8 protein-coding genes are annotated in these 14,181 nt (G+C 49.0%); 1 reads left to right on the top strand and 7 read right to left on the bottom strand.

What is annotated here, in order from left to right:
- The first annotated feature begins 69 nt into the window (after nt 1–69).
- A complete protein-coding gene (locus tag NQ518_RS06555) occupies nt 70–264 on the top strand; it encodes a hypothetical protein (protein ID WP_227960365.1) in 195 nt (64 codons plus the stop codon).
- A gap of 9 nt (nt 265–273) precedes the next feature.
- Here NQ518_RS06555 and NQ518_RS06550 read toward each other — a convergent pair whose 3' ends face one another.
- The 7 genes from NQ518_RS06550 to NQ518_RS06520 all read right to left on the bottom strand — a co-directional run bounded on the left by NQ518_RS06550 (nt 274) and on the right by NQ518_RS06520 (nt 14,180).
- Nucleotides 274–654 (bottom strand): YccF domain-containing protein, encoded by a 381-nt coding sequence (locus tag NQ518_RS06550; RefSeq protein WP_227960367.1) that lies wholly within the window; start codon nt 652–654, stop codon nt 274–276.
- A 715-nt stretch (nt 655–1,369) separates the two neighbouring features.
- A complete protein-coding gene (tamL, locus tag NQ518_RS06545) occupies nt 1,370–3,751 on the bottom strand; it encodes a translocation and assembly module lipoprotein TamL (RefSeq protein WP_227962409.1) in 2,382 nt (793 codons plus the stop codon).
- Complete coding sequence (locus NQ518_RS06540) at nt 3,729–8,366, bottom strand: translocation/assembly module TamB domain-containing protein (RefSeq protein WP_412741272.1); 4,638 nt, start codon at nt 8,364–8,366, stop codon at nt 3,729–3,731. Before NQ518_RS06540 ends, tamL begins: the two co-directional genes overlap by 23 nt.
- Nucleotides 8,367–9,008: 642 nt before the next feature.
- Nucleotides 9,009–10,181 carry an IS4 family transposase gene (locus NQ518_RS06535; RefSeq protein WP_227208630.1) on the bottom strand — a complete coding sequence of 391 codons (1,173 nt, stop codon included), beginning with the start codon at nt 10,179–10,181 and terminating at the stop codon, nt 9,009–9,011.
- Between the two features lie 256 nt (nt 10,182–10,437).
- Nucleotides 10,438–10,710 (bottom strand): hypothetical protein, encoded by a 273-nt coding sequence (locus NQ518_RS06530; protein WP_227960369.1) that lies wholly within the window; start codon nt 10,708–10,710, stop codon nt 10,438–10,440.
- 538 nt (nt 10,711–11,248) lie between these two features.
- Entirely contained in the window at nt 11,249–12,256 is a 1,008-nt protein-coding gene (locus NQ518_RS06525) for a zinc ribbon domain-containing protein (protein ID WP_227962413.1), read from the bottom strand.
- 19 nt (nt 12,257–12,275) lie between these two features.
- On the bottom strand, nt 12,276–14,180 hold the full coding sequence (locus NQ518_RS06520; RefSeq protein ID WP_227960370.1) for a peptidase U32 family protein: 1,905 nt from the start codon (nt 14,178–14,180) through the stop codon (nt 12,276–12,278).
- Nucleotide 14,181: the final 1 nt, after the last annotated feature.

The following is a 14,181-nucleotide window of genomic DNA, read 5'->3' as shown; positions in this document are numbered from 1 at the left end:
AAACTTGAACGAAACAAAGACTAAATAGAACAGTTGAAACAAGGGACACTATAAAAACAACGGTCATTGATGGCGCAACAACATATCGCCGCCATAAGAGATGTTCCGCTTGTTGGACATGGCCATGATGGCAACACCTGGCTGGGACATGATGTCAAGCTGGGACAAGGTATCAGCCAAGGTGATTGTGGACAACGAGCATTCTGCATCTCGCCTTTCTCCTATGCTTTGCGCACTCATTTGAGCAATTGGTCGTCCCAATAACCCTTGTGCCTAAAAGTTATCGTTCACAATTTGTTTCCCGAAAGGAGTCAGAGCAAGACGCATCAGACGAAAGTGCATTTTGGCCCATGGTATACCAACGATGGTGATACCGAGCAGCAGACCGAAGCCAAGATGCGTGAGCGCAATCCAGATACCTCCGATGAAGAACCACAGCACATTCATAAACACGTTGACGCAACCACTGCCCTGCGGACGATCAACAACATGCGAACCGAATGGCCACAGAGCAAGTATGCCAAGCTTCATCGTAGCGATACCAAAGGGAATACCAATGATGGTGATCATCAGCACCAATGACGAAGTGAAATACTCCAAGGCGACGCCAAGGCCGCCAAAGATAAGCCAGATAATGTTTCCTAAAATTTTCATAACGACCTACTCATGATATGTTGCTGACAAAAATAGGAAAAATATTTTGAAATGGTAACCCATTTTCCCAGAAATATGAAGTTGTACCATCCTTTGTCGAAACCAGACAGTCTGTATGCTCTACTGATGATATCGAATAAGGATGCTCTGAATTATAATAGTACTGACATGACCTATACGGCGTTTTTTTAACACAAATGCCGAGCGTTTTTTCAACCAACTGGTTCGTGCGTTGAAAAAACGGCAAGCAGGAAAGGTTTTTGTCATCATATTGATTACCTGTGAGTTGGATTGTTTTTCAACTTAAAGTACTATGAAAAAGTAAAGCGTTTGGAGCCAAATTGCCTGTTTTATGTGCAAATTAAGCCTTCTATATGGTGCAAATTGGGCGGTAAAAGCATGCCATTTGAACGGTTAAAGCATGCAAATTGGGCGGTTAAAGCATGGTGATTGCCGCATTGTTAGATATGAATGACGGAACAAGGTGATGATTTTAAGGCTTTGAACACCTAAAAAAGCTCTTATCATCATCTATTTCACGATTTTGTTTTGTCAAGAAAAATGAATCTTTTTAACAAACGAAAGGTTTGTTAACACACAAAACTTTGATCGGCTGCCATTCTCTCCTATTTGTGCATCGTGCCGTAAATGGTTGCTTTATTCGTAAGGTCAGTGAATTTGTCACCCGTTGATTGTCCCTGGGATGGTATCCTCTTTAGAATGGATAGCCAATGGCCAAGTGGAAACTGTTGCCATCATCGAAGCGCAAAAGGTTGTAAAAGCCCTTCTTTCCCGTATGGTAAGGAACATGCAGGCCGATGCCCCAATCCACACGAATGACGAACAAGCCCAGGTCGTAGCGAATGCCCACACCGGTACCCACAGCCATGTCGGTGAACACACTCTTCCACTTGAGCTGTCCTCCAGGCCGCTGAGCGTCGTCACCAAGCGTCCAAACGTTGCCGGCATCGAGGAAGACGGCACCATAGAGATCGCCAAACAAATGGGGACGGAACTCCAGGTTGGCCACAAACTTCACGTCGCCGGTCTGCTCTATGTATGACATGCGCTGGTTGCTGGGCCGGTATTTGCCGGGACCAATGCTCCGCACGTTGAAAGCCCGCACGCTGTTGGCACCACCCACGTAGAACTGTTCGTAGTAAGGGGCTTTGGTGGCATTGCCGTAACTGTATACCACACCGGCATTAAGATGGCCTGCGATGGAATGATTGTCGCCAAATCGCCACAGCTTCACGAAATCGGTTTCGAGCTTCACAAACTGGGCGTATGGGTTTTTAAACAGTTTCTTGCTCTTGTCGTTCCACTGTTTTCCAGCTGCCATGTAGCCCAGTGACAGGATGTTGGCGGCTTCGCTCACGGTGGTTCTCCAAGAGATGGGATGACGAGTGCCCATCGCACTGGTATACTGATAGGTATAACTCATCTTGGGAACGAACTGGTCGCGCATGGAAATCTGCAAATAAGGATTGTCGGCCAGCAAGACCATGAACGAATCGGTACGGCTGGTCATGTACTCGTACGACAGCGTGAGTGGACTAAACTCGTGGTACGACTGCGGTGAAGTCCAGAATTCATAGGTCAAATCGCCCGAAACAACATGCCGTTTGAAGAAGCCGGCACGGTTCAAGATGTTGTTTGACATGCGCAGGGTCGTTGATGGAACACCGTAAAACCGCCTTCTCCTCCTGGGTTTTTTGCCCGATAGCACGCGCAAACTGTCTCTTTTGGCGCGGTGATTAGCCGACCAAAAGAGATTGCCCGGCGTGAGCATTCGTGGGACAATCAGGGAGATGTCGCCGCCATATTCGTACGAGTTCACCTTCGATGAGCTGCCTTCCGACCGGTGGCCGGTCTGCCATTCGTATGAACCATGGACGTTGATGTCCAGTTTCTCGCCTCCGCGAAAGGCGTTCAACTTGGTCAGACCCATAATCAACTCTGGTCCGAAGCGCTTCGAGGTCTTGCCTTTGGCATTGGCGTTGATATAAAAGTTGTAGGGCTTGTCAAACACGCAATCGATGTCAAGGTCGAGTGTATTACAAGTTTCTGACGAATCTCGCGGGGTAAAGCGGAAGCTGGTGTAGGTGAAAAGCCCCGTGGAATGCAGGTAGTTTGACGATGCTTCCTGGTTGGCGAGGCTGTAAAGTTGTCCGGGACGTATCTTCAATCCGTTGTAGAACACGCCGGGGCGCAAGGGTGACTTACGCCGTGCGTAGCGAAGGGTGAAGCTGCGCCGCACCAACGAATCGGTGAGTTCTTCCGTAAACTGTCGCCGCAAATTCACGTTCACCCGTCCCACATACCATTTGCGCGTAACCTCTGACTCCAAACTATCGGCTTCTTGAAAGCGCAGCACCACCTTGCCAGGCGTTTGCAAGGTGTCGGCCAGGTAAGAAGCGTCGGTGGGTTTGGCATAGTAATAGCCGTTGTTGCGCAGCAAGCGGGCCACGCGTTGCCGCTCGGATTCAAGAGCTGGCACGCTGAATGGGTCGCCTTTGCGAATCAAGGCCTCATCCTTGGTGGCTGCCACCAGACTGTCTGCCCCGGGTGTGAAGTTGATATAGCTGATGGAGTCGAGCCGCCACAGGGGTCCCATGTTGACGAAATAAGCCACTTTGGCTTTCTTCGGGTTGGATTGCTGAATGATGTCATAGTCGACGTTCCCTTTGAAATAGCCAAACTTCTTCAACTGCAATTCGCCTACAGACTTGCGCAGCAATGGGTTGACCTGACTTAGTAGCTTCGGTTTCGAGCCAAATGCCTTGGTAATCCATCGGCTCACGGCACTGGTGTCTTGCGAGAAAGCGTTCCATATCCATAGGCGTATGGGGATGGGGGTGCGGTAATAACTGCTGCCGAGCAAGGAAGATGTGGGTGCAGTGGCCAATACCGACTCCAGTTCCATCTTGGTTTCATCGGCATGAGCGTTCTTCTCATAGTTGTCAAACTGAATCTTTTTCAGTCCGGTAAACAGCTGTTCGCCATCGGGAATGGCACTGGTTGTAGAGCATGCCGTCATGATGGCCGGCAGCAGAATGAGCGCAAGGATGTATTTAGTTAGTCGTTTTGATGTCATCATTGATTGAGTCTTTTTGGACAGGACGAATGGTTGGCAAGGCCTCTTTGTCACTCTTAAAACGGAAGATATCCTTGAAATGGGCCAGCTTGCGCCGCCAAGTGAAACCAACGCCATACACCCCGATGAGTCCCTCGAGCCAGTCGTAGGTGTTGTTTTTGTAGAACAGACGCAGATACTGACTGGCATTCTGGTTCAGGCGATACTCCAATTCAACGTTATCGAAGAACGTATCGTCACGGTTGGCCATCACCTCCTCGCCCGTGGACACCCGTCCACCGATGATTACCCGCAGCCGGTTATTCCACAGTCGCTTGGAGAATCTGAAGTTGTAATCGGTATGCATGCCGCCACTGGCCATCATCGTGTTGTCAATGCTCATGCCCACATCCAGTCCCATGGTACGCATGGCCGAGCCAGCGATGTTGTTAATCTCGGTTTGTAAATACGAACTCAAGGCGCTGTTCATCGAGAATGCCGACGGATTGGCGTCGGTGAGGTACATGCCCGACACCAACATGGTGACCGCCACCTTGCCTCTTCCTTCCACGGACATGGTGTTTAGTTCGTCTTGTATGGTCATGTCGCTCGGTGAGCTGATGATGAACTCGATGCCAGGGTTGCTGAGTGTCTGCGACAGCTTCACGCCACAGTCGAAATCAACGACACGCCCGGCACCCGTACCCTCGCTCACCGTGGCCTTGACTGGTTCCGTTGCCGTGATGTTGAGCTTGGGGTTCATCGGATCGCCATTGAACTCTATGTAACTGCCATTCTGAATATTGAAGGTCTTCAGCGGGATGACGGGCAACGAATATTTCATCTCTCCGCTGTGAAGGGTATACCGACCCATAATCTGGATGGATTCTGCTGGATTGTAACTCATACGCAAATCGCCACCACCCAGCAAGTCGATGTAATTGGTTTGGTCGGCATTGAGCATGCAAACGATATGAGCAGCCTCATCAATGGTTACGCCCATCAGCATGTCAAAGCCATTGAGCTTAGGCCTACGCACCACCTCAACCGTGGAATCATTAAAGTCGGTAAACTTCACCAGCTCGTCCAATTGGTTGTCGGTGGTCAGTTCCGAATCTTTCAGCACGTAAGTCATGTCGGTGGTGCCCAGCACATTGAGCTTTCCTCTAAGGCGCAAGCTCTCCACCGGACCTTTCATTGTGCCGAAGAAGTCAACAAAGGCCTTGCCGTAAGCCTCGGAACGAGGATTCTCCTGGGCATCGATTATCTCGAAATTCTCAGCTCGCATGCGGATATCGAGCATCATCCGCTCGGTATCAGAGAAGTCGAAGGTGCCGTAAATGTTCAACGGACTGTTGTTGTTGGCGAACATTTCAAAGTTCTCAAACAATAGTTTGCTGTCCTTGATACGAACGGGATCATTGGCAAAGCGAAGTGACACGCCGTATGGTTCGCTGAAGATGTAGGATGAGTCGAGATAGATTTCACCATCCATGTGGGGCTTTTTCATCGACCCACGCAGGGCAATTTCGCCCTCACCATAGCCACGCAACCCGATGATGCGCTTGGGAATGAACCCGTTCATCAACTGCAAGGGCAGACGTTCCAAATTGAGTGTCGCATCCAGGTACCCGTGCTTGTCGTAGGTTCCCGTCATCGTTGCTACCTCCTTGTTATCACTCAGCAGCACACCATCCACGAAGTGGCTCCCGTTCGACTTCGGCATGTACACGAATTCTGAACTGAGGTTGCCCATCGGACTCTGTTCGTAGAACATGTTTTTCACCGATACGGCCGACGAAACAGACAGCTCTGTGGGGGTTTGGATGATGTGGAAGTCGCCGTTCATCGTTCCGGCTATGTCGGGTGTGTACGGTATGACGCTCATGATGTTCTTCAATTCTATCTTGTTGAGCGACAGGGTCACATCTTGCAGCACGTCCAGATGGTCGTCATTGGAATACAACTGGACACCCGTTCCGTCCTTGGCACGCAGCAAGATGTTGGCCGATACGCGCCGATCGTTGCCCAAGAAGAGGTAGTTGTCGTTGTTAACAGCAAAATCTTTGTAACCCAGTACAATCTTCGTACTGTCCAGACGGGTTCGGATGCCACCCTTTTCCAGGTCGGCTATCAGTCCTAATGCAATGCCCAACTGGTCATGCTCGTCGTATAATTTGGCGCGGATGTTGGTCCCTTTTTCATGCAGGGCGCCATCGAAGAGGCCCTTGAATACATACTGCGGGTTGCCCGGCGCGTTCTGTATGCGCCCATGGTAGGTGGTTCCATCGGGATTGGAATGCAGACTGAGCCGAACGGTGTCCAACTGGATGCTGTCTAATAGCAGCTTGTCTACCTGCAACAGGCCTTCCAATCCCATGCTGGGAGACGATTCGATGTTCACCAATGCCCGATCCATGTCGCACCCATATCGGCGCATGAGGTTCACAAAGAAGTTGTCTTTACCCGATTTGAGATACAAATTGGCGTTGGGAAGATGGTCCCTCAGACGCTGCTGGTCAATGTATTTATCTTCAAACTGCCGCTTCAATTCGGCCACAAAAGCGTTGCCATGTTTCATCAACTTCTTGTAGCCTTGCTTGCTGTGCATAGACAGGTAGAAGTCACCGGTGGCCACCTCGGCATGGGTTGTGTCCCTGCGGGTCAGCACATCAAGGTTCATGGGCTGTGGCTTGTATATCCTTCCGTTGTCATTGATGACCATGTTGTCAACCGTTCCTTTCAGTTTGTAGGATTCTTTGAGGTCGGTGGCGAGCTTCAAATGACTTTTCACCGCTACCGAGATAGTGTCATCCAACAAATGAAGACGATGTAAATCCACATGCTGCAAATCGGTCACCAAGTTGGCGTTGATGTTTTTCGAGCGTGTCAAAGCATCGAGCGTGATGTCGCCTTTGATAAGTGGGTTGTTGCTGTGTATCAAAGCCTTGGCACGTCCATTCTTTACATGGGCATCAGCCGTCATGTTATCCAGGTTGTAGTTTCCGTAGTTGAATTGGGTGATTTTGGCCTTAGCCGTGAGCGTTGTGCGGGGTGAGAGGAAGTCGGTGCCCTGTCCACTCACGTCCATAGTACCGCTAAAGGGGGACAATCCCTGGTTGGGCAGGAAGTTTTGAAGCGGTATACGGCGGGCATTCAACTTGGCGGTATAGGCCATTTTGGCCGCATCCAACTGAGCCTTAGCCTGCAAAGACCCTCCTCCTTGCTGGGCAACAAAATCCGTTGTATATTGCTTGCCGTTGATTTTCAGATTGCCATCCAGACCAATTCCCTGAGGTATGTTCACCTTTTTGCGCGTTTCCTTGTCCAAAAAGGCTTTCACAAAATCAAGGTTGCCCGTCTTGGCTTTCAACTTCACGTCGGCCTTCAACCGCTTCGGATCATCGAGGTTGGCCGCATAGCCGATGGCATAGGCTTTCAAGGCGGTTGGCAGATAGATGTTCAGGCCGTCAAACTGCATGCGCTTTCTGTTGCCACTCACCACTCCATCGACCAATAGAGGTGCGTTGGGCCATTTTTGTCTGAATTCTTTTGGCATGTCACCCATAAAGCGCATCAAGTCTTGCTTGCCCACAGTGGCGTGCACGTTGGCGTTCATCTTCCCATTAGTTTGCTCGGAGAAGCTGTTCAAATCCATGTCGAGGTCGGCCATCAGATTCGATTCCGATGTTTTGAGATGGGCATTCTTCAAACTCAGTCGCGTGGAATCGAGCGCCACATTGCCCGAGAGATGTTGCAAATCAAGTCCGCTCTTCTCCCGAAAAGCAATCTGCCGCACGTTCATGTCCAACTTAGATGCTTGGTATTGCAACGAGTCGATGCCTACGGTTATGCCGCTCAGTGCCAGATGGTTATAGTCAAGTCCCTTAGAGTGTGCTTTCCATTTGTTGTCATAATTCAACTTTCCGTCGGTCCAGTCCAGTTTTTTCAGTCGGTAAACACCCTCGCCCAGGTCGAACGAGCCCTCGCTGGCCACAGCTTTCCCCAAGTATGCCCGTACCTGAAGCGTGTCGCCAGGCAGGTGAACGGTGACGTCAGAGCGGCGGATGTCCAATTGGTCCACCCCGATTTTCCAAGTTGTCTTGCTCTCTGTCGTGTCCTCTGGAACGCTGTCAGCCAGTGACACTTGCAGCTTAGCGTCTTCCAAGTTGGCCTGATTCACACGCACGGTCGAGCCGCTCAGGTCGATGCCATGGCTCACCAGGTTCAGCTTACCCACGGTACCTTGCACCTTAGCGGCAGCAATGAGGTTGACGGTATTGAGTTTTAAGCCCTCGAACGTCAATTCATCCACCTCCACTTTCTTGCTCAGCAAGGGCATTAGCTGCACGTCAGCCACCATGCGACGCACCGATGCCACGGTGTCTTTCACCTGCGGCAGCGAGTCGTTGGGCTGGATGATGAGCACATCTTCCATGCTCAAATCCAACGGAAAAGCCAGACGCACACGGCCGATGGAAATCTCCATGCCCGTTTTCTGCGAAGCATAGTAAGTGGCCTTCTGCAGCATCCATTGCTGCACGGGGGGGATATATAGGAGTATGGCGAGTAGGGCGGTCAGTGCTACGGGAACACCCAGGATGGCACCTCCCCACAAGAGAGCTTTCTTCATCATAAATTTTTGTTGGACAGCCTCAGCCGAACCATCAGGATGGTCTGATTTTGCAAATATAAATATTTTTTATGAGAATGTTATTTTTTTGGCGGATATTTTGCGCTGCCACTCTATTTCGTGCGGTGTTACGCTGATATCATCGTGCGGTCTTGCGCTGTTTTATTTGATGTTATTTTCCGCACCCGACCATGCAAAAATCTCTTGGTGAATGGTGTAAGGGAAAAAAGCATTGACTTTGGTGGGCAAAGTGATGTAGTTTGCCTCTTAAAAGGTGATGTTTTATGCCATAAAAGTTGATGTTTTAGAGGGTAAAAGGTGATGTTTTCTGTTGCCACTTCTCACCCTCTTCTTAGCTTCTTTTTTCTTCTTACGAAGAGAGCAAAGGGGCTTTCTTTGTTGCGCCTTTAGGGGTTATGCCCCTTTTAAAGGTCTTCGCCGTTAGCTTCATTATACCCATTTTCGTAATAAATTGTAATATAATATTTCTGAAATTCATATGGCTTTTCTCCAATATTAAACCATACTAATCTGTTCTTTATGTTTTCGTCGTCAGGGAGCTGACAAAAATCGGCTTCGTATTGCTTTTTATTCACTACTGTCCACGAAAACCCTTTAACATTTCAAAAAGTAACAAATTGATAGTTACCCATCAAAATTGAGGCAGAGCTGCAGGTTTTTTCCTTCAGTAAATTCTTCCTCTTTCTGTTCAATGAGCAAGTCACACAATGGCATTTTTGTCAACAATGCCGTGCTTAAAATTCTTAGAACATCATAGGTTTGAAGCTTTAGCCCCATACATTCTTGTACGATAACGACAAGACAATATGCAATGATAGCTGCATAGATTTGTATTTTTACAGCATTCTCCGAGGTTCCATAAAACTCTTTGATGCGCAGATGTTGCTTCAGCCATTTGAAGAACAGTTCTACTCTCCATCTGTATTTGTAAAGCATAGCAACCTGTTCCGCTGTAATTTCAAAATTGTTCGTGTAAAATACAAATGTCCTATTACCATCATAGTCATAGAATACCACTCGTCGAAGTTTATTTGGATATTGCTTCTTAGTCTTGTATCCCTTGAAACGTATAATTTGGTCAGCCATAATTCCAGATGAAGGGTTGTTGTATTCTTTATCCTCTATGACCTCAAACGGCATTTTATGCTTCTCTCTCACGACAAAGTAAGCTTCTGCTCCTTCTATTATATAAAGTTTCCTAGTTGCCATATACGCTCTGTCAAATATATAGAAACTCTCTTTCTCATAGGGAATTAGCTCCATCACTTGAGAATCGTGAACTGAAGCGTCTGTAATGACAGAAAATGTCGGAATGTCTGTCTTCACGTCATACAGTTCATGCAATTTCACTCCTCCTTTCCCATGATGCAGTTTAGTCCACCAGTATACAGAAAGGCACAATGATATTGTTGAGGAGTCAAACGCATAGACATTGTTCGATATGAAGAAGTCCTTGACGACTCCTCGTTTCTCTCTTGCTATGGAAACCATCTTGTCTGCAAACTCTTGGAATATCTTGACTTCGCGTATTTCATTGGCCTTGCTCAAATTGCTTCTACTGACATTCTTTCCAAAACCAAGATGGTGGAACGCTGACTTGAACGGAGTGATGGTTACAATAAGGTCTCGTAATCCCTCACGATTAGACAACTGACCAAATAGAAGAACCATCAGATGATTCCAACAAGTGAAACTCTTCACATATTTATTACCTTCATACTTTTTTATCAACCATTTGAAATGGTCTGTCGGCAGAAAGTCGCACAGCTGTGAAAATACGTATCGACCTTTGTTCATAAGTATCTGCTTTCAAATTGTAATTTGTGGCAAAGATACTCTTTTCAAAAGTAGGGAGTCTATTTTATCTCCTACAAGCTTGTATTTATAGGCGTTTCAAGAGATTATTAAAAGATTTTCGTGGACAGTAGTGCTTTTTATTAATGCTCACCTCACGGTAAATGTCGTCTTTGTCGGTAAGCTCTTCTGCTTTAAAGGCCTTATATCTTGGGTTGTTAGAAAACTGATTAATAAGGCGGTTGTATTGTGCTTTAATTTACTCTTTATCAAAACTACCTTTGTATACTACTGCAATTCGCCAAACCTTGTTATTATTAGCCTGCACTAAAATCACAACATCCGTCCCATTAAACTGCCCTTCAAGCATATCACTATAGCTATTATATCTAAAGCCCTTAGCCTTTAGCTTTTGTATCATCGCTGTGCGACTGCCGTCTACGGGTATTCCTAAAAACTTAGTAACCTGCCTTTGTGCAAAAAGAGATAGAGAGAGCATTAGTAAAAATGCAAGAGATAAAATCTTTTTCATAAATTATAGTTTGTTAGTTAATAAACAGAGAAATTGTAATATGTTATAAAGCAAAGTTACATAAAACGGCTGTAACACGTGCAGGGAAGAGAGAAAAAGTTTGGGTAACCTACTTTTTATTAGCTAAAAGCAAAGCCTTTGGCACCCAAACTCTATGAGTTTGCAAGGGCGGGAGCAAGCATTCTTCCACGCGCATTGCGCATCAAACAACAACAAGCGGGTATTCAATAATTCGGTATGGGGCATACACGAAGAGGCTCCCGAAACAAAATTCCGAGAGCCTCGTGTCTAACATTAAATTCATTACGGGGGACTCATCGCTGCCACCTATTCCATGTCCTCATTGACATGAGGTCGGCAACCTCCCTTGAGCGAGCACCCAAGCCGTGGCTTTCAACGGTCACGATCTGTCATTCAGGTCAATCTCCACCTAGTGGGATTATCTTGATGGGACAAAGGTAGAAAAAACAATGGAAGGCATCAATCCTTATTTATAAGGATTTTGTCGTTCGCGGCCGTCAGGATGCTACATCCTACGTCAGCTGTTCATGGCACCACAATGGGGGCAACGGCCCTTGTGCTGGATGATTTCACCACAGTTGCCGCACACATAATGCGGTTGGGCGTGACGCTTGTACTGTCGAATGGCAAACCAATAATAAGCCACAAGTAGGGGATAGCCTATATAATATAAGGTGGTAAGACCGAAGACGATGTAGTTGACGGCACAGGTGGCCAGCAATCCACTGAGGTACATCACGGCATCGCTGAAGGGTAGCTGGTGCCGAACGTCATCCACGGCCGCCAAACCCACGATGAGCATGGCCCAAACCGACAGCAGGAACACCATGAGCAGCAGCGGCACCGTGAAGGGATTGAGCGTGGGATGATAATAAAAATGCCTCCACATATCGGGCTCGAACATCTGGATGCTGGCATACAGTGTGGCCGACGAGGCTACGATGAGGCACAACAGCGTGGGATAGAACGAGTTGATGTCGCGGAAATGCACTATCCACGCCTTGTCCTTGACAAGCCGGCGCATCCAATAGGCGATGGCTATCAGCGTGATGACCACCAAGAACACCAGCAAGTGGGTGTCCGAGAAGGTGGAAATAAACTGCGAGATGGGGTCGTCGGGCACCACGTTCGGCAGCATCTCCGATTCGTGAATCCACCCAATCGTGTGCTGGTCGCTGGCCAACTGCACCCAGACGGAGTCTATCGTGTCGGTGGGCAGCATGCGGATGTCGGCCACCACGACATGACTGTGACGGCCCAGCACCAAGCTGTCTGTCATGAATCCGGAAAGCAATTCTTCGGGTTGTTGTTTGAGCAGCACGAGCGAATCACTCTTGACGATGAAATTATAGTTGTTGGTATAATGGTGCTTGGAATAGAAATGCAGCGAGTCTACCTGCTCGGGGTTCAAGGGAACGAGGGCCTCGGACGCATGATTAGGTCTGTGATAACAACCACAAAGCAAGCTCAGAACCGCCCACAGCACCAGACATCGGCAAAGCAGGAACAACGGCTCACGACGCATTCGCTTGTTTACGATGATTTCATTCTCCGGCATAGATGTTCATTTGGCATTCGTCACACTTAAATTCCAAACGGAAGCGGCGCCCATCACCCAGTCGCAGATACAGCGGTTCTTTCCATGTGGGTTGCTCGCCACCCCGCCTTACACAATGTCCCAGACTGAAACGCAGACAGTGACGGCACTGCATCACCAGCACCGAATCGTTCCGTTTCGACCCTTCATCCGCCCCTTGACTCACCTCATAGGCGGCTGCCACGTTTGACAAGCCCTCACGTTGATAGAACGATTTGGACAAAGTGTTGGCGATGTTGTACAGATAGGTAAACTTATGGTATTCGGGTTGCCATTCCAAGGTGCCGCTTGGCTTGCGCACTGACGGAGCTGTTGGGGACACAGACGCATGCACGGATGGCGTTTCCACTTCGTTGGGACGTTCCAACTCGATGGCTTGCACTACCTCGCGGCGCAGCGTTGCCAATGCGCTCGACGGGATGAAATAGGCATCGGCCTGTCCTTCCAATTCAATAACGTCGGCCAAATAGGGCGTGTCGCCCAGCTTACCCAACTGTCGCAAAATATTATCTCGTTGCGGTTTCAGGGCCGTTTGCCTGTCCATCTCCAGCACCTGGCAAGTGGGTTTGATGCCCTGCCCCGTGGCCGATAGGGCAAAACCCATTTCGGTAACCGACAAGGTGAGCGTGATGGGAATCTTGCGCTCTGCCGTTTTCCCCTTCAACAGCTTGCTGAACGCCTCATCGCGATTGCGATACAAGGCCGCACCCGGTCGCAGGTTGTCCGGCATGCGCAGTGGAAACAGCCGGTTGCCCTCTGCCCGGTTGATGCGGAACCCCTCCAACTCATGCTCATCATTGATGAAACAAAGTCCGTCGCCATTGGCAAAGCTGGCTGTTCCGGCTACATTGAACGAGCCTCGCCTGATTTCCTTCACCTTGCCAACATATTCGCCCAGTGCCTTAGGCGTGTCGGGCGAATAGATGTAAGGTTGTCTGCGATGCAGAAAATAATCGGTATATCCCCGGTTGAAGGTCTTCTTCAAATCGGGCTCAAAGTAATAAGTCACCTGCCCCAACGATGCGCGGCAGTAGTCATCTCCGCGCTTCTCGATGATGCGGTTCAACTGCTTCGAGTAGGCCGACACCACGTTTTTGACATACTCCACATCCTTCAGTCGGCCTTCTATCTTGAACGAACAGATGCCCGCATCGGCCATTTCTTCCAGGTGATCAATCTGACACAGGTCTTTCAGCGACAGCAAATGACGCTGATGTTCTATCTCACGCCCCTGCGCGTCAATCAAATCGAACTTCATCCTACAGAACTGTGCGCATGCACCGCGGTTGGCACTGCGCTGAAAACAATACTGCGAGGCATAGCACACGCCCGAGTAACTCACGCACAACGCACCGTGCACGAAGCCTTCCAACTGCACGTCAGGCACCGTTTGGTGGATGGTTTTAATCTCTGCAAGCGACAATTCGCGCGCCAGTACAACGCGCTCGAAGCCCAGACCATGCAGCCAAGCTACCTTTTCGGCCGTCCGATTGTCGGTTTGCGTACTGGCATGGAGGGCCGGCAAGGGCTTCATGTCCTTGGGCAACAGGTCGAGTACGGCCATGTCTTGCACCAACAGCGCATCCACGCGCATCTCCGTCAAGGCCCGCAAGAGCGCGCGCGTGTCCTCAAGCTCGTCTTGGTAGACAATGGTGTTGACCGTAACATACACCTTGGCACCGAACTGATGGGCATAGAGGCACAACTCACGAATGTCGTCCAGCGAGTTGCCAGCCGATGCCCGCGCACCAAATTTCGACGCACCGATGTACACAGCGTCGGCTCCATGGTCGATGGCAGCCACGCCGCATTCCAAGTTTTTGGCCGGTGCCAGCAGTTCCAGTTTCCGCATT

This window comes from Hoylesella buccalis ATCC 35310 (assembly GCF_025151385.1).
GTDB lineage: Bacteria > Bacteroidota > Bacteroidia > Bacteroidales > Bacteroidaceae > Prevotella > Prevotella buccalis.
The sequence above is the reverse complement of the archived record's forward strand: the minus strand, read 5'-3'. Positions and strand labels throughout refer to the sequence as shown.